At 45.1% G+C, this 18,445-nt stretch carries 15 protein-coding genes and 1 rRNA gene; all 16 read right to left on the bottom strand.

Annotation, left to right across the window (positions count from 1 at the left end; all coding sequences use genetic code 11):
* Positions 1-25 precede the first annotated feature (25 nt).
* The gene (uraH, locus tag AC58U0_RS28065; protein ID WP_497382148.1) at positions 26-382 is read right to left on the bottom strand and encodes a hydroxyisourate hydrolase; all 357 of its coding nucleotides are present in this window, start codon (positions 380-382) and stop codon (positions 26-28) included.
* The gene (pucL, locus tag AC58U0_RS28060) at positions 379-1,848 is read right to left on the bottom strand and encodes a factor-independent urate hydroxylase (protein ID WP_497382147.1); all 1,470 of its coding nucleotides are present in this window, start codon (positions 1,846-1,848) and stop codon (positions 379-381) included. The genes uraH and pucL overlap by 4 nt, the downstream gene beginning before the upstream one ends.
* 261 nt (positions 1,849-2,109) lie before the next feature.
* Positions 2,110-3,327 (bottom strand): response regulator transcription factor, encoded by a 1,218-nt coding sequence (locus AC58U0_RS28055; RefSeq protein ID WP_497382146.1) that lies wholly within the window; start codon positions 3,325-3,327, stop codon positions 2,110-2,112.
* Entirely contained in the window at positions 3,324-5,183 is a 1,860-nt protein-coding gene (locus tag AC58U0_RS28050) for a cache domain-containing sensor histidine kinase (RefSeq protein WP_497382145.1), read from the bottom strand. Before AC58U0_RS28050 ends, AC58U0_RS28055 begins: the two co-directional genes overlap by 4 nt.
* A gap of 31 nt (positions 5,184-5,214) precedes the next feature.
* Positions 5,215-6,231 (bottom strand): substrate-binding domain-containing protein, encoded by a 1,017-nt coding sequence (locus AC58U0_RS28045; protein WP_497382144.1) that lies wholly within the window; start codon positions 6,229-6,231, stop codon positions 5,215-5,217.
* A gap of 38 nt (positions 6,232-6,269) precedes the next feature.
* A complete protein-coding gene (locus tag AC58U0_RS28040; RefSeq protein WP_497382143.1) occupies positions 6,270-7,991 on the bottom strand; it encodes a methyl-accepting chemotaxis protein in 1,722 nt (573 codons plus the stop codon).
* A gap of 92 nt (positions 7,992-8,083) precedes the next feature.
* Entirely contained in the window at positions 8,084-9,247 is a 1,164-nt protein-coding gene (gene mmsB / locus AC58U0_RS28035) for a multiple monosaccharide ABC transporter permease (protein WP_497382142.1), read from the bottom strand.
* Positions 9,231-10,781, bottom strand: a complete 1,551-nt coding sequence (gene mmsA, locus AC58U0_RS28030) for a multiple monosaccharide ABC transporter ATP-binding protein (RefSeq protein WP_497382141.1) — start codon at positions 10,779-10,781, stop codon at positions 9,231-9,233. The genes mmsB and mmsA overlap by 17 nt, the downstream gene beginning before the upstream one ends.
* A 90-nt stretch (positions 10,782-10,871) precedes the next feature.
* Positions 10,872-12,005 (bottom strand): multiple monosaccharide ABC transporter substrate-binding protein, encoded by a 1,134-nt coding sequence (chvE, locus tag AC58U0_RS28025; protein ID WP_497382140.1) that lies wholly within the window; start codon positions 12,003-12,005, stop codon positions 10,872-10,874.
* Positions 12,006-12,194: 189 nt separating this feature from the next.
* Positions 12,195-12,677 carry a nucleoside deaminase gene (locus AC58U0_RS28020; RefSeq protein WP_057301961.1) on the bottom strand — a complete coding sequence of 161 codons (483 nt, stop codon included), beginning with the start codon at positions 12,675-12,677 and terminating at the stop codon, positions 12,195-12,197.
* A gap of 26 nt (positions 12,678-12,703) precedes the next feature.
* Positions 12,704-13,633, bottom strand: coding sequence for an ABC transporter permease (locus AC58U0_RS28015; RefSeq protein WP_497382139.1), 930 nt, complete (start codon positions 13,631-13,633; stop codon positions 12,704-12,706).
* Between the two features lie 57 nt (positions 13,634-13,690).
* Entirely contained in the window at positions 13,691-14,812 is a 1,122-nt protein-coding gene (locus AC58U0_RS28010; RefSeq protein WP_497382138.1) for an ABC transporter permease, read from the bottom strand.
* Positions 14,809-16,314, bottom strand: coding sequence for an ABC transporter ATP-binding protein (locus tag AC58U0_RS28005; protein WP_497382240.1), 1,506 nt, complete (start codon positions 16,312-16,314; stop codon positions 14,809-14,811). The genes AC58U0_RS28010 and AC58U0_RS28005 overlap by 4 nt, the downstream gene beginning before the upstream one ends.
* A gap of 398 nt (positions 16,315-16,712) precedes the next feature.
* Entirely contained in the window at positions 16,713-17,246 is a 534-nt protein-coding gene (gene chrA / locus AC58U0_RS28000; RefSeq protein ID WP_307551886.1) for a chromate efflux transporter ChrA, read from the bottom strand.
* On the bottom strand, positions 17,243-17,833 hold the full coding sequence (gene chrB / locus AC58U0_RS27995) for a chromate efflux transporter ChrB (RefSeq protein WP_497382137.1): 591 nt from the start codon (positions 17,831-17,833) through the stop codon (positions 17,243-17,245). The genes chrA and chrB overlap by 4 nt, the downstream gene beginning before the upstream one ends.
* Positions 17,834-18,335: 502 nt before the next feature.
* A 5S ribosomal RNA gene (rrf, locus tag AC58U0_RS27990) occupies positions 18,336-18,445 on the bottom strand; the annotation flags it as partial.

Below are 18,445 nucleotides of genomic sequence, written 5' to 3'. Positions count from 1 at the left end.
TCATGCTGCAGCCATCCTGCCAGCGTTAACTTCCTCGATATGTGTTATAACCCCATGGCGCGATGAGTAGAGGCACATGATAATGTGCATCTCTGGTCGATATACCAAACCGAACCGGTACTTGATCCAGGAATGCAGGCTCGGCTAGGTTAGTAGATATTCCTCTGAAATAATCGCCTATATGAAAGACTAACTCGTAAATTCCCGGTATAAAATCATCCCCGCTAAGCATCGCTCCTTGAACGCGGCCATCCGCATTCGTTACTTCCGAGCGAAGCAATTCTGTGCGCCCGTCTTGGAGACGAAACAAATCAATCTTCACTCCACTAGCCGGTCGTCCACTGCTAATATCCAGCACGTGCGATGTTAAACCAACGCTCATAGTCCCTCCAGGTCACTCTTTGTCATGGAAAAGCCTTGGAAACCATACGGCGGTCTAGGCTCTGTAAACACCTTACCTTCACCAACGGACGCTTGCTCCAAAATCGTTTCCCACGTGCGATTGTTAGACTCAAAACGAATTTCTTTTAATTGAGGAAAACGAGTGAGCGAGCGCTGCCCGATTCGATAAATAAGATTTTGAATCGACGGTGAATGTTGTTCATGGAATACGGTATGCGCAATATCACGAATTTGCTCAGCAGCCACATAGCGTCCAAGGTCAGAGTCTAGGGCATCCGCCACCTCTTCATAACTCCAAGCCATATCTAAGAAAATAAATAAAGGACGGTCAAAAGATTCCGGAAGCGTCGTATACTCATCGCGAACGTAGCCCGCAAAGGAACTTCCTTTTACCTTAATCAGCTTTAAGTCAGCGATGCCGCCTGCATGTTCCACGACAGTTATTCCCTCGTCTGTGCGCACGACTTCAACCAGAGCGGTCGGATGTTCATTTTGCGAATATCGGTAAACAAGATCACTGCCTTCAAAACCTTTTGCGCTAGGAACCGGCAGCACTTCGAAAGATACTTGATCTGCCGTCATTTTCACACCTGTCATCTGTGGGTACGTCTCTAGAAAGTGGCGGCCGGCGAACTCCAGAAACCCTTCAGCAGTTGCACCTTCATACTCGCCAGCTTTGCGCAGGATGAAATTCTTCATCGAGTCCGTGGCAACAACCATCGAGTTGTCCCCCTCCGTGAATGAAGTGAAAAACTTCTCTCCGCTTACCGCCACCTTGATATTCATCCCGAACAGCACATTATCTCGACCAGTAAAGCCCGATTCCGGTATTAACGTCAGATTCGTCAGCGGCTTCGCATAAGAACGATATACCCATACATCACCTTTGCCGTAGTACATGATTCTCTCTGATCCGTTCGCTTGCTTCATCGCATTCGCCTCCGCTTCATTGACTAACATAGCCTCTAGGCGAAACCGCCCGATTTTACAAACCTCCTGCAAAGCCTTACCAAGCTCTTCTTCTTTATCTCGAAGTATCCGAGTGCGAATCGCTTCTCGAATAGTCTCTTTGGTTTGGCCCTTGACCGCCATGATAAAAGGAAACTGAAAGGCATCCGTATACTGCTTGTTGAGCCCAAGAAACTGTTTATATTCTTCAGCTGTTAACTGGTCAAGACCGGCCCCAGACTGCTCCTGCACAGAATGATCTGTCATCCGCACTCGCGTTCCTAAGTCTGGGTGCGCTCTAAGCAGCGCCAGCTGCTCCACCCGCTCAGCAAGCCAAACCTCTCGTTCCAGAGCACTGATCAATTCCTTCTCCGTCGCAAAAGGCCGCGAGCCCCATGCCCGCTCTGCCACCCATGGCGAGTGCTCAAATAGAGGGCCGAACCTATCGATGAAATCTTCCTGATTCAATTCATTCACTTTATGCAGCGTCAGCTTCATTACCCGTCACCTCTATTTCTCTGAAAATTCCAACCATTCTTTATCAAGATTTGTTTCATTGTAAATGCGCTTTGTATCATGGTCAATTTATATGAATTAAGTTTGTAAACTTTCATAACATCAGTAACTTTTTTTGTAAGCTTGCACCTTCGCGTATCATCACGAAAAAAATACACCTCGGCTCTCTGGTTAATAGGCAGCTTAACGCTTCTATTTGACCATTTTCAGCTAAGGTGTATGTTTATTATCATTGTTTGGCAATTACGACTGCATGGTTCCTTCTTTGCGGTACTGATTTGGCGCTATGCCTACTACTTTTTTAAAGGCTGTACTGAAATAATGCTGGGAGTCATAGCCCACTTTTTCGGAAATCTCAATAATCGTCATATCCGTTGTACTCAGGTAATGAATCGCGTGTTTAATACGCGTATGAGTAAGCATATTTACAAAAGGTATACCTAGTTCTTGTTTGAATATTCTTCCCAAATACACAGGGGAAACCTTCATTTCATTGGCGATCATTTCCAGCGTTATCTCCGGGTCGCTATATCTCTGTGCAATGTAATCCTTCGCCAGACGAACAAAAGGAGACAGATGTGCTTCTTTATATAAGGAAGTTCTCGCCTGCTGGTACACGTTAGAAACACCTGTAACGCCTTCTATGCCCGTCAGGAATTGAGAAGCTATGGATATTTTCAAATACGTTTGCACAGCCGCATCAATTTTCTCGATAGCTTCAAGCGGAACCGGTTCCCATACCAATACAACCAGCATCCCCAAATGGTCTCGAAATTTCACCAGCGTGTAGGGAGATAACAGTTCTTCAACGATATTCTCAATGGCAAACAAGTAAAGCTGACGGTCTCTTTCAGATAAAAGTTCCTTACCTCTTGAATTCCCTGACCATTGAATAACACCTAGTGTACTCGGCGCTCGATCGGGCATCTTCAGAAACGCAAGCTGCTCTCTGATCTCAACCTCACTAAGTCCCCCATCCATCCATTCCAGGCAGAAGCGTTCTCTTAATAACGAAAAGTTCCTTTCGATCTGTTTGGAAGCCATTTGCAGATGCTCTTCTTTCTCCAAAGAAGAAGCCATTTGCTTTATTATTTTCGTCAAAACATCTGCAAGCTGCGCAGGATTCACAGGTTTGAGGATATAATCATCCACATTTAGGCGAATGGCTGCTTGCGCATAGGTAAACTCATCATGTCCGGTTATGATGATAATCTTGCAATCCGGCAGCTCCTCACGAATATGCTTGATCAAAGACATACCGTTCATTATGGGCATATTGAGATCAACGAGCAGGATATGAACACTATGCTTACGTGCCAGCTCTAATGCCTCTTCGCCATCCTCTGCCTCTGCCACAACCTCTAGGCCAAGCTGCTGCCAATTCAAAGAACTTAGTATACCTTCACGAATGATCGATTCATCATCTGCAATCAAAACTTTCCATGGCGGACTTACGATCATACGGACACCTCTCTTTTTAGCACAGGATGTGTGATCGTTACGGTTGTTCCCTCTCCCTTTTTGCTTTCAATGGATACCCCATAAGCTTCTCCGAAGCTGATCACAATTCGTTCATGCACATTCGTTAATCCATACCCCTCACCCGATGGAGGATTTGTTAGTATAAATGACGATTCCTGCCCTACAGGAGGCGCATCCTGCTTATATTCACTTGCTGCCGGGTTCGACTTAGAAGCAGCCGCTTCCAAGGTTCGCCTTAATCTCTCAAGCTTTTCCTCGGACATTCCGGCTCCGTTATCGCTAATGGTGATAACCACTTTTTCAATCTCATTCCTAGCGTTTATGTCGATATTACCAGGTCCACGGCGCTCTTTAATCCCATGATAGATGGCATTCTCGACAATCGGTTGAAGAATCAACTTGAGCACATACAGCTGATGGAGCGAAGGGTCAATAACAATGGAATAATTCAATTTTTCCTTGTATCTTGTTTTTTGAATGATGAGGTAGCTCTTCACGTGCTCGAATTCTTCCATAAGTGAAATGACTTCATTCCCCTTGCTAAGACCTATGCGAAAAAGTCTTGAAAGCGAATCGACCACTTCCGTCACTTCATGCGCCCCGCTTTTACGAGCTAACCATAGAATCGTATCGAGTGTGTTGTACAAAAAATGCGGTTTAATTTGCGCTTGCAGACTTCGCAGCTCCGCTTCCCTCTTTTGCCGCTGCTCCTTTTCGACCAAACCGATCAGCTTCGTAATTTGCATCAGCATATGATTGAAGCTTCGCCCCAGCATGCCGACTTCATCTGTTCTTTCATCCTTGAAGCGGATAGACAGATTACCATCCTCAGCTCTCCTCATGAATGATGTTAGCTGCCAAATGGGGAAAGAGATGGTATACGATAAATAATAGGAAGCCGCAATACCGAGCAAGCATACAACGAAAACAAACATGATCAAATAAAGGCGGATTTCTCGGACCTCTCGGACCGTCTCTTGGGTTGAAAATACTCCTACTGTCGTCCAATTCGTAAAGGCTGATTTCCGATAAATGAACTGCATGTTGGTGCCATCGATCGTTTTAGAAAAAGTACCCGAGGGATTCTCGTCCATCCAACTTCGCTGAAACTGGCTCACAAGTGGATGCTCCGGTGTATAAATACTTTCGCCTTTATCATCGATAACCATCAAGTAGCCCGATTTCCCTAAGCTTACATCCTGCACGGTTTCCGCGATGACTCTAAGCTTTAAATCAATTAAGATGACACCTTTAACCGCTTGAGTTTCGGGATCCAGAATCGCTCTGACTACGGAGACAATATCCTCATCCTTGTAGTCAACGTGCGTAGTGACATTTCTTCCCGAGGGATGACCCACGATGCTGAATATCCCCTTTCGATCAACTGCTTCCTTATACCAACCTTCTTCGGTTAGGCTCCGAGTTGTTCGGGCATACATTTCATTACTGATGTAATCCCCCTTCGCATTCACCACCAGGATACCCGCCACTTCCGAGTATAGGGTTGTAAATCCTTGAAGGAATATCCGCATATCATAGGCTTCTGATGCCGGAATAGATGGCTCCCCGCTTAGAAACCGCCTCACTTGTGGGTTAAAGGAAGTGAAATAGGTAATATTCTGCAAATTTCCCGCATACGCTTCAAGCGATTTATTCACATTTCCGATTAATTGAGATGTATGCTCATTAACCTGTTTTTCGATAATGCGATCGGTCGCTAACGCGATCAGAATACCCAGACAAATAGCAGGCAAAATGCTAATTAATAAGAAGTGCATGATTAGCTTATAACGGATTGGCCAGTTATTCAGTTTAATCCATTTGAACATCTTCATGCGCTTCACCTCATCATTCGCCTCAAAGCTGTCATTTGGCATAATAGATATCGACATTTTCTTTCGTCACGATTGTAATTCCTGTATCCACGTAGGTAGGTACAAGCGGTTCCTTAGCATTCTGCAGCGGTAAATGCGATTTCTGGGCTTCCTTTTGAAGATGGAGTAAATGCATAAGCGACCAATACCCCATATTCCAGGTACCTTGAGCAAGCGTTGCTGAAATCGTCTCGTTCTTCACCATATCGAGCGTCCCTTTATCGGTATCAAAACCAATAATTTTCACTTGTGACAGCCGATTCAAGTTTTTCACTGCATTACCTACACCCACACCGCCATTGGCCTCCGTAGCAAATATACCGTTCAAATCCGGATGATCCTTGAGAACTTTAGCCGCAATCCGCTCGGATGCCAATTGATCCCCCTTACCATCTTCTACTGCTATAATTTGTAGATTGGGGTAGCTGCTTCGGATCGTATCCTGAAATCCGGCCATCCGATCCTGATGATTCAGTTGATTAGGCAGCGTAATAATCGCAAGCTTTCCATTATTCCCGGTCAACTCAGCCATTTTGTGAGCTGCGCTTACGCCAGCATTATAATTATTCGTTCCCAGAAAAGAGTAGGCTTTACTCTTAGGTGAGCCAGAATCGAATAATACGACAGGTATGCCCGCTTCGACAGCTTTATTAATGGTCACAACGAGTGCGTTCGGATTGATCGCCGAGACCGCAATTCCTGCCGGCTTCTTGGCGATTACTTGTTCCAAAACCGTTATCTCTTCGTACACATCGTACTGTGTAGCACCTCGATACTCCACGGAAACATTCAATGCCTTCGCGGCATCCTCGAAGCCTTTGAGACAACTTTTCCAATAATCGATGCCGGACTGGAAGTTGACCATTACATACTTCTCTTCGATTTTCCCTTGGAGACCGCGATTCATTTGCTTGAGTGATTGATCCGTAGACTCCTTGTATTGATAAAAATAAAGGAAAAGCAAAAAAGTTGCGATCAGTATCGCATACACCATCAACAGCTTTTTCATACTTGTTCCTCCTATGACCCTTTGCACGCAGATGAGCTCTATATGTCATTTGATCTTAATTGAAATTTACCGATTAATTCATCTAGTTCTTCCGCCATCCCGCTTAAAACGTTGGCAGAGGACACGATTTCTTCCATACTCGCGAATTGCTCTTCCATGTTTATGGACACTTCTTTCGTTCCCGAAGCCGTGTGCTTGGCCACATCTTCTATAGAACGAAGAACTTCTAGAGCCGTTTGCGATTTCTGAGAAATGTCTGAGGATTGCTGGGATACCTCGCTTATTTGGGCGCTAACCTCGTCGATTTCTTTTTTTATTCGTTCAAACGCCACGTTCGCTTCATTGACAACTGAAATCCCTGTGCTCACTTCTTGTGAACCTGCCTCACAGGAATGTACGACTTCGCTCATTTCTTCTTGAATCGCATTTACCAATCTCGTCACTTCATCCGCAGCCTCTGTCGTTTGCTTAGATAAATGACGAACTTCTTGAGCAACAACCGCGAAGCCCTTGCCCGCTTCACCTGCTCTAGCCGCTTCAATCGAAGCGTTAAGCGCAAGCAAATTGGTTTGTCTGGAGATATTGGCAATAAGATCGTTCGCTGCTAGGACATGCGTGACATGTGTTCCTAAGCGCTCAACGGATTCCGAAAGCACTTTCATTTTATAATAAATGGCGTTCATTTGGCTAATGGATAATTCGATAGAATCCGTCCCCCTACTAACAGCTGCCAACGCGTGAGACGACGTTTCATTCGTTAATTCCGTAATCCTGGCAATTTGTTGTACGGAATGATCCATTTGCGCAAGGAAAGAGACACCCGTCATCATCTGCTGCACCTGGGATTCGGAGCCTGCAGAAATCTCTTGCACAACTGTCGTAATTTGCTCCGACGCTTGGCTCAAATGCTCGGTATTACCGCTGAGTTCTTCTGCTGCTGCAGATACATGCTTCGCATGATCGTCAACCTGGCTAATGATTTTAAACAAATTGCCTTTCATTTGATTGAAAGCCTCCGCCAAGTCATGAAGCTCATCACGGCTGCGGACTCTAATATCTCGACCCGTTAAATCACAAGAAGCTATATCTCTCGCCGCCTTAACAATCGTCCTGAGAGGGGCGATAATCATTCTGGATACCATCCATCCTATGGCTAACGCGATCACTAAAGCCGTGATGCTTACCCATATGAGCTTGTAAATGGTTTGATCCATCCTATTGCCATTTTCCACTTTCTTCAATTCCATGATGTTCTTTTGCTTTTTCTGAATCTTCTCAGCAAGCTTGGTTAAATTTTGAGTGAGGGGTACGGTCCTTTGAAAACTGGATTTCGTCTTCTCAAGATCAAGCACCAATCCGGCAATCGTCTCGATGGACTCCCCCATTACCTTATAGTAAGTTTGATCTTCCGCATTCTCGTCGATACCCTTGATGTCTTGCACCAAAGCATTAAGCTTCTGATTGCTTTCGTGAATTGCTTGAACTTTCTCCGGAGAAGGTTGAATGACATAGTTGGACATAAGGCTATACTGCAATTGTGTTTGGTATTGGATATCTGAAGCAAGCTGCAGAATTATGGCATTATGATTTAATAAATTCACATAGGATAGGTTCATTTTTTTCAGAAAATAGTAGGATAATCCGCTCGTCACTGCGACTAATAAAGCGATAACCACAAAGGCTATCATCAGTTTTGAACGCAAAGAAAAAGAGAGCACCTTGAAGGGATTACTTCTTAGCCATGTCATACGTTTACTCATCATTTATCCCCCACTCTGTAGGTGTAAGCCGCAAATAAGACTCTCCTTTTCAGGAAAAGTCTTATTTGATCCTCTATTATCTAGTTATCTTACTAAGCAGTTTTAGATTTATTGTAAATATCAAAACCTACCGCGAATAACAACACCAATCCCTTGATACCCTGCTGCCAGTCAATACCTAGACCGACTAAGGACATCCCATTGTTCATGATACCCATCACAAGTCCACCGATGATAGCCCCAATAACCGTACCAATTCCACCAGTTGCGGAAGCACCGCCAATGAAGCACGCAGCGATAGCATCCAGCTCAAAGTTTACACCTGCTTTAGGGGTAGCTGCATTTAATCTTGCCGCAAATACGAGACCGGATAGCGCTGCCATGACTCCCATATTTACGAACACCCAGAAGGTCACATGCTTCGTTTTGATTCCTGATAATTTAGCCGCTTTCTCACTTCCGCCAAGCGCATAAATATGGCGACCCATGACCGTTCTATTCATAACGAAGGAGTAAATCACAACAAGTACAAACAAAAGAACCAGAATGTTGGGAATACCCTCATAGGTAGCCAATACATACGTAAATACGTTAATGATCAGGACCATGACGGCAATTTTAGCAATCAACCATCCCATTGGCATAACATCAAAGTCATATTTGACTTGATTCTTTCTTTTTCGAAGTTCACTCCACACCAAAATTAGGGATAATACGACTCCGATGATCAGTGTAGTGTTATGCATTGTACTACCATTTAATACATCAGGAATAAAGCCAGAGCTGATTTTCTGAAAAGCCTTCGGAAACGGTGCGATAGACATCCCCTTCAAAACGATCATCGTCAACCCCCGGAAGAGGAGCATCCCCGCCAGCGTAACAATAAAAGATGGGATTCTCACATAGGCGACCCAAAAGCCCTGCCAAGCCCCTACCAATGCTCCAATGAGCAAAGAAATGATAACTGCTAAGATAAAAGGCACTTTCATATCGACCATCAGAACGGCTGACACAGCCCCTACAAAAGCGGCTACAGATCCTACAGATAGGTCGATATTTCCTGTAATAATGACCAGCAGCATGCCTATCGCCAGCACCAAAATGTAACTATTTTGCAAAATCAAATTCGTTACATTCAGTGATTTTAATAGAACCCCATCCGTCATAATTTGAAAAAATACCGTTATTAAGACTAGTGCAATAATCATGCCGTATTGACGGATGTTGCTTTTAAACATTTTAGTCAGTGTTTCCATGCATGTGTCCCCCTGCTCTCGTTATGCACTTCATGATTTCTTCCTGTGAAGCTTCCTCTTTACTTAATTCGCCAACCATTTTCCCCTCATTCATCACGTAAACACGGTCACACATGCCCAGAATTTCGGGAAGCTCCGAGGAAATAAGCAGGATTCCTTTGCCCTCCATTGCTAATTGATTGATGATCGTATAAATCTCATATTTGGCCCCCACATCGATACCCCGTGTAGGTTCATCAAGAATGAGAATATCCGGCTCTGAAAAGATCCATTTGCTTAAAACGACCTTCTGTTGATTGCCGCCGCTTAAATTCCCTGTTTTCTGTAAAATGCTTGGGGTTTTAATATTCATCTTTTGGCGGAAGCTCTCCGCATGGACAATTTCTTCATTCTCATTGACGACCTTATTTTTCGAAATCTTATCTAGCCTGGCCATCGTTATGTTTCTTTTAATATCATCAATCAAGATTAATCCATAGTTCTTGCGGTCTTCCGTCACATAAGCAACACCATGATGAATGGCCTTATCAATCGTTGGCAGGTGAATTTCCTTGCCATCTTTATATAAATGACCGCTGATTTTCTTCCCATAGGATTTGCCGAAAATACTCATCGCCAGTTCCGTTCTACCTGCTCCCATTAATCCTGCAATGCCGACAATTTCACCTTTACGAATGTTCAAATTGACTTGATCGATGACTTTACGATTGTCTTGCAGAGGGTGATAAACATTCCAATCCTTTACTTCAAACAACGTCTCACCGATTTGCGGCTCCCTCACTGGGTAACGATGTGTTAAATCCCGGCCTACCATGCCTTTAATAATGCGGTCTTCCGTAATTTGGTCTTTCCTCATATCCAACGTTTCTATGGTTTGACCATCCCTAAGAATGGTAATCGAATCCGCCACCTTAGAAATTTCATTTAATTTATGGGAAATCAGAATAGAAGAGATTCCTTGTTTTTTAAATTCCAGCAATAAATTTAGCAAATTATCGCTATCCTCTTCGTTCAAAGCAGCTGTAGGTTCATCCAAGATCAGCAGCTTTACCTTTTTAGATAAGGCTTTTGCGATTTCCACCAATTGCTGCTTGCCGACACCTATATTGATCGTCAATGTTGTGGGCTGCTCACTTAATCCAACCTTTTGCAGTAGTTCCCTTGTCTTCACAATCGTATCGTTCCAATTAATAATCCCTCGTGAAGCTTGTTCATTTCCCAAAAAGATATTCTCTGCAATCGATAAATAGGGAATAAGCGCTAATTCTTGGTGAATAATAACGATCCCCAAGTTTTCACTTTGTTTGATATCCTTGAACTCACAAACTTGACCCTTGAACAGAATGTCGCCATCATAGGATCCGTGTGGATATACGCCACTCAAAACTTTCATAAGCGTGGACTTTCCTGCGCCATTCTCACCAAGTAAGGCGTGAATCTCACCTTCTTGAACGCGTAAATTCACATTACTGAGCGCTTTCACACCCGGAAATGTTTTCGTAATATTTTTCATTTCCAATATGGCATCCGACATGCGATCACCAAGCCTTCCATGTAATAAATGATCTAGCGATAGTCACGCTCGGCTATCACTAGATCATTTAGGCAGTTCCTAGGTTAACAATTATTTACCTAATTTATCTTTTGTGTAATAACCGCTGGAAACCAGGGTAGATTCATAGTTGGATACATCTACGGATACAGGCTCAAGCAGGTATGCTGGAACAACTTTAACGCCATTATTATACGTTTTCGTATCGTTCACTTCGGGTTTGCTTCCTTTTAGAACACTGTCTGCAATCGCAACCGCTTTTTTAGCTAACTCACGAGTATCCTTAAATACCGTTTGTGTTTGTTCCCCTGAAATGATCGATTTGACGGAAGCAAGCTCTGCATCTTGCCCAGTAATAACAGGCAGTGCCTTGCCTGCTGTCCCATAGCCAACACCTTTAAGGGAAGATAGGATTCCGATACTGATGCCATCATATGGAGACAATACCGCATCCACTTTCTCAGAAGCATAGTTTTTACTTAACAGATTATCCATTCTGGATTGGGCAACCGAACCGTCCCATCTTAGTGTAGCCACTTGCTCGAACCCCGTTTGCTTGCTCTTCACCACTAATTTACCGGAATCGAGGTAAGGCTTCAGCACGGAAATAGCTCCATCAAAGAAGAAATGTGCATTGTTATCATCCGGTGATCCAGCGAAAAGCTCAATATTGAATGGACCTTTACCCTCTTTCAATCCTAGCTTTTTCTCGATATAGGAAGCTTGCAGCACGCCAACCTTGAAATTATCGAAAGTCGCATAGTAGCTGACAAACTCACTCTTTTTAATTAAACGGTCGTATGCGATAACCTCAATCTTAGCATCATGCGCTTTCTTCAAAACGTCCGTCAAAGATTCTCCGTCAATTGGTGCGATTACTAGGATGTTAACACCTTTGGTAATCATATTTTCAATTTGAGCGACTTGGTTCTCAATCACGTCTTCCGCATATTGCAGGTCAGTTTTATAACCTAACTTTTCGAATTCCTTCACCATGTTAGCCCCGTCGCTCACCCATCTTTCGGATGATTTCGTCGGCATCGAGATTCCTACTTTACCTCCGGCTTTGGCATCCGTTTTGGCTGCTGCTGTCGGCGCCGCTGTGCTTGCCGCATCTTTTTGTTCCGTCGTTGCGGTTTTAGCTCCGCAAGCTGAAATCACTAAAATCAAAGATAATAAAGCAAATACGGAAAACATTTTTTTCATCTGAACTACCCCTCTCGTTTACCTCAGGTTCTTGTTTCATAGACCTAAGTATAGGGCTGGAGGCACTCATCGTCTTTTCAAAAAAACAACTCGTTTTTATAAATATTAAACTTATTTAAACGCTTTCAACTTTGGGCCATACATAGAAAAGCCGCCAGGATATCATCCTGACGGCTTTCCTTTACACGTTTAAGACCAATATCCAGCATGCGCGGCTGCAGCTTCTATTTCTACCTCTGGGAAAGGACCGAGCACTTGAATCGGCTTATTCCCCCTGGCAAATACTTCACGACACGGTAGATCGAGTGTTGGATTTTGTTCATCATCACCCGTCAAAATAGCTAGCTGTTTTTCCGATATTCCGTAAACGACACACCCAACGTTTCCCCAATAAATCGATCCGGCACACATCGCACAAGGTTCTGCGGACGTATACAAGGTGCACTCCCACAACTCTTTCTTGCTATACCGTTTGGAAGCTGCCTCCATCAAAGTTGTCTCCGCATGACCGGTGCAGTTCGACTCCGTAATCTCGATATTCCCCTGCTCCAGCAAAATTTCTCCATGCGGTCCAACCAATAGCGCACCAAACGGTGTATTCCCCGATTCTCTGGCTAGCAGAGATAGCTCTACACATCTTTTCAAAAATGGAATATGCCTATCACGGTCCATTACCAAATACCTCCACCCCTTCAACATTAAAATCTTTGCTCCCGAATGTAAGGAACGCCTAGTGCTTCCGGTGCACCCGAAGGCTTATTGCGATTACGCCAACCGAGAAACATCAGAACCAGAATGGTGACAATGTACGGAATCATTTTAAGAAAATAAGAAGGGATATGACTGCCAATAAGCTGCACGCGGAATCCCAGCGTATCCAGCACACCGAAGAAATAAGCGCACACCAAAGCACGAACCGGATTCCATCTCGCGAAAATAATGAGCGCCACCGCAATCCAACCGCGTCCAGAGGTCATGCCTTCGTTCCAAGTCGGCGTGTATACGAGCAGCAAATCAGCTCCGCCAATACCGATCAACATGGAACCAATAATGATACAGCCGTAGCGAATCGCAATAACGGGAATACCCATAACATCAGCTGTGGCCGGGTTATCCCCTACCGCTCTTAGATGCAGTCCCCACGAAGTACGATGGATGAAGAGATGCATGACAATAACCAGTACAAAGCTAAACCAAGTAAAAAGATCCAAGTGCGCAAAAACCTTCCCAATAAACGGCACATTCTCCAGCCATAGCAAATCTAGCTTTGGTACCGCTCCGGGTAATGGGATGCCGCTAACACGTTTCCCGAGATAAGCGCTAAGACCTGTACCGAAAATCGTCATGGCCAGACCACTTACGACCTGATTAGCGTGCAGGGTTACACAAAGAAATCCATGAAGCACACCCAGAACACCGCCTACTGCAAGTACACTGAGAAGGGTCAGCACCAAACTCCCGGTTTGAATGAAGACAAGGCAAGAAGTCACTGCCCCCATCAACATCAGTCCTTCTGCACCCAGTTGTGTGATGCCTGATCTTTCGATAAGAATTCCACCCAATACAGCTAACAGCAGCGGCGTACCGGAAGAGATAGCCGAAACAATTAATTGTGTGACTATATCCATGACATTCCCTCCCCTTTCAGCATGATTTCAAACCAAGCTCATCCATCAGCTCACTGATCATCGATTGCGGCGAATACGGATTTTCCCAGCCATACCGCCCGCAATAAGGAAAAATAGGATAGCCCCTTGAATCATAGAAGAGGTCGATGAAGGAAGACCGATCGTCTGCACACTGTATCCTCCCACAATGAGCCCTCCAAACAGCACAGATGAAATTACCAGCCCTGTCGGATTTAACTTCGCAAGCCACGCCACAATAATCGCTGTGTACCCGTACCCCGGCGAAATACCATACATAAGTCGGTGCGCCACACCGGAAACTTCGCTCATTCCCGCTAATCCAGCTACCCCGCCGCTAATGATCATAACAACGAGAACATGTTTGGAAATTCGAATTCCTGCATTCCGCGCAGCTTCCGCATTCGCACCAATGAGGCGCAGCTCATAACCCCATCGTGTATATCGGATCATAAAGGCATAGAGCAGCACGGCAATAATAGCAAAAATGATCCCAAAATGAAGTCGGGTTGTTCCGAAAGTAGGCAAAGACTGCGCCGCGGTGAACATCGGGGATCCTGGGAAGTTAAAGCCTTTCGGATCTTTCCATGGACCGAATACCGCATAATTTAAGGCAAGAAGAGCTACATAATTCAACATTAAGGATGTAATTAGTTCGTTAACTTGAAAATAGGTCCTCGGAATCGCCGTCAACAATCCCCAGACCCCACCGGCTACGATGCTCGCTACCACCATAGATGGAATCGAAATATACATTGGCAGCTGTGGAAAATAAACCGTAACCGCGGTAGCCGCCATCGCTCCGGCCAAGAACTGCCCCTCGGCACCGATATTCCATACCGAAATCCGGTACGCAATTGAAACGCCAAGACCGCAAAGCACCAGTGGAATCGCCTTCACAAGGGTCTCCGTAATGCCAAAAGAGGAACCAAAGGCACCTTTCAGCATTTTGGCATAAACCACAATCGGATTCATACCATTCAAAGCTATAAAAATGCCGCAGGCCACAAGCGCTAAGACGATAGATACAATCGTCACCCACCACGGACTGGCTGGCCCCGCAGGATCAATCTCAAATCGGTAAGGCAAACGAAAACCAGCTTCTCGTTTAGGCACCTTTTTTTCTATCGGAATGGTTCCCGCCGTTTGTTGTTCGCTCACCCTGCATCCTCCTCAGACCCCGCCATCAACATACCGATATATTCCCGGCTCGCTTCCTCTCGCGGAATATTGCCCACGATGCGTCCATCGTACATGACAAGTATTCGGTCAGCTAGCTGCAGCACCTCATCCAAATCCTCTGATATTAGGAGAACAGAACTCCCCTTGCTGCGCAATTCCTCTAGCAATTGGTGCACACCCTCAGTGGCACCTACATCTAGCCCCTGCGTTGGATGCACGGCAACCATCAGCTTCGGACCTTGATCAATTTCCCTGGCAAAAAGCAGCTTCTGCTGATTCCCCCCTGACATATACTGAACAGGTGCATCAATCCCCGATGTCCTTACATCGAACAGCTCAACAAGCTTCTGCGACCAGCTTCGATTGCTCCCAGTACGAAGCAAACCGAATCGAGATCGCTCTGGAGAACGATACGTCTTGAAGAGCAGATTGTCTACGGCGCCCAAACTGCCCGCTAGACCGCTCTTCATGCGGTTTTCCGGCACATGGGCAATGCCTAGCTCAATGGCTGCGCGCACCGAACCGTTACGCAATGCCTTGCCGGCAAATTGCACATCGCCTTGTTTCCAGACGCGAAGCCCTGTTAACACCTCCGCAAGCTCCTTCTGCCCGTTTCCAGACACCCCGGCCACACCAACAATCTCACCTTCACACACTTGAAAATGAAGCCCATCCAGCACCTTGCGTCCATGCTCCGCATACACATCCAAACCACCCACCACAAGCATCGGCTTTCCTAGCGATTTCTCTCTAACAGCCGTCTGACTTTCCAGGCTCTCCTTGCCGACCATCAGCTGCGCCAGTTCCCTCTCATTCGTTTCTGACTTCGCCATCGTTGCGATCATCTCGCCTTTACGCATGACCGATATGCGATCCGAAGCAAACATAACCTCCTTGAGTTTATGCGTCGTCATAATGACGGTCTTGCCTTCTTCTTTCATGCGATTCAGTGTCTCAAACAACTGATCCACCTCACCTGGCGTCAACACCGAGGTAGGCTCATCCAAAATAATTAAATCCGCTCCACGATAGAGCGTCTTCACAATTTCAACACGCTGCTGTTCCCCGACAGACAGCTGCCAAATGGGCCGGTCCACCGGAAACGGTAGCCCAAAATGTTTCGATATTCCCTCGATCTCCTCGGACTTTCTAGCTAACCATCGTGGGCCGCGCCAGAACGAAGACGACTCCCCAAGTACAATATTCTCCGCGGCAGTTAACGTTTGAACAAGTCGAAAATTCTGAAAGACCATGCCAACCCCTAAGTTCATCGCATCCTTAGGCGAACGAATTCGTACCTTCTCACCGTGGATAAGAATCTCTCCGCTTGTTGGACGATATACACCTGAGAGCATGCACATCATTGTACTTTTACCGGCGCCGTTCTCACCTAATAATGCATGAATCTCTCCAGCTTTTGCCCGGAAATCAACATGATTATTAGCTACAACAGAACCAAATTGCTTGACGATCTGGTTCATCTCAACTGAATAACCCTCCGTTTTAAGCAATGAGCCCCCTCCTTCTCGTCCTTTACACACCCCTATATATTCAAAACAGCATCTCCCATTTTGGGATCTGCTGTTTCTTAAAACCATAATTTGGGTATCATTTAGGCCATACCTTACGCGAACCTAGTACATATCTATCTTCACCCACTATACTGTTCAGGTGAATAACACGTCAATTAACATTACATCATATTTGGGCATCTAACAAAAAATGACGATTCATTTGTGCTTGATCCCAAAGTATAAAGGCTCCCCCTCCCGATAATGTTATGTTAAGTTACGCGGACAACAAAAAGGAGCACTCCTCTTTGAAGAATGCTCCTTTTACTATCCTATTCTTTTCATCACGAAAGAAATCAGGAAAGAAATCAGGAAAGAAATATACCGCCATAAATGAAACCAGCCACAATCACAAACGCAGGGTGAATCTTTCTCTTTTGAATGAGGTAGAAAGCTACTGCGGCAATACCAATAAACTGCAAGTATCCTATCGTTTTCGTAGATTCCACCATACTGCTCCACGTGACCAACACCATCATGATCGCGATAACAGGCTGGACTAGCAGCGTCATTCCTTTGATTACCGAAGATTGCTTATATTTCTGGAGGATATTCAGCAAAATGATGAGTGCAATAATAGAAGGAACAACTGTTGCAGCCACCGCAATTAGAACGCCGACCCAACCACCGATTTGAAAGCCGACATACGCGGCTATTTTCGTAGCAATCGGTCCAGGCAGCGCATTCCCAAGCGCTAACATGTTCGAGAATCCACTGCTGGTCATCCAAGCATGATTCGGAACAATCTCTTGATACATCAGCGGGATCGACGAGGGTCCTCCTCCATATCCGAACACATTGGCTAAAAAGAAGCTAACAAGTAAATGCCACCACTCACTCATACGCCATCACCTTTGCCAAGCTGCTTCTTGTTCTTGCCCCACTTGTCCTTTAGCTTATGATGAAAAGCACCATATAGTAAAAACATAAAAATAACGATAGCCGGATGCACAGAGAAAGTCTGCAGCAGCAAGAATGAAATAACAAAAAATGTGAGACCTGCCACCCAACCCAAGCCTTTTACCGCTTTCTCTCCGAACTCATATGCCATCACGCCTAACATCACCGCTACAATAGGAACTACCGCCGCTATCATGCCTTTAATCACTTGAGAAGTACTAAAGAAATTAATAAACGAATACAGCCCCACCATGGCTACACAGGTAGGAACGATGTGAGCTAAAACACCAATCGCCGCTCCCCATCCGCCTTTGAGCCGATATCCCAAATAGCCCGCAAGCTTCGTTGCTATCGGTCCCGGCAGCGTATTAGCTATCGCCAGCACTTCCATGAATTCCTCATCCTTCATCCATTGAAACCGCGTAACCGCCTCGTACCGTATCAATGGCACAATCGACGGCCCGCCGCCATATCCCAATATCCCCGTCCGGAACATCGCCATACCTATCTGAACATAGGTATTCCCCACTATGTATCACTCCTGTCTCTGTATCACCATTTATCGGGATCTGTGGTTGCGAACCAAAGTATCTCTACACAAAGTAAACTAAGCTTTATTGTAATATAAGTTGAAAGGATTCATTCGATTCTTTTCTCATCTTTGTAAAAATGACAAAGATTCTTCAATTTCTTGGGTTTTGGCTTGAATTTGTGTAAAAGCTGTACGCGGGCGCTTAGTGTGGGTAAGCGTTGGGAAATATTAGAGCTTCTAGAGACTGCTATTTTTGATTTTATGGGTACTTTCTGTGAAATTGGAGCCTTTAGAGACTCTTATTTGTGGGATAGGGCTTGGAGTTGGGTTGCTTTTAGCAGAATAAGAGCTTCTAGAGACTGCTATTTTTGTATTTCTGGTGCTTTTCGTGGAAATAGGAGTCTTTAGAGACTCTTACACAGGATAAGCTTTCTGACCTATCCAAACACCTGTAAATAAAAAAAACCTTACGAGGATTTCTCCTTGTAAGGTTTTAATTGCTTGGCAACGTTCTACTCTCCCAGAACCCTGCGGTTCAAGTACCATCGACGCTGGAGGGCTTAACGGTCGTGTTCGAGATGGGAACGCGTGGGTCCCCTCCGCCATCAT

This window comes from Paenibacillus sp. J31P190, assembly GCF_059692075.1.
The sequence above is the reverse complement of the archived record's forward strand: the minus strand, read 5'-3'. Positions and strand labels throughout refer to the sequence as shown.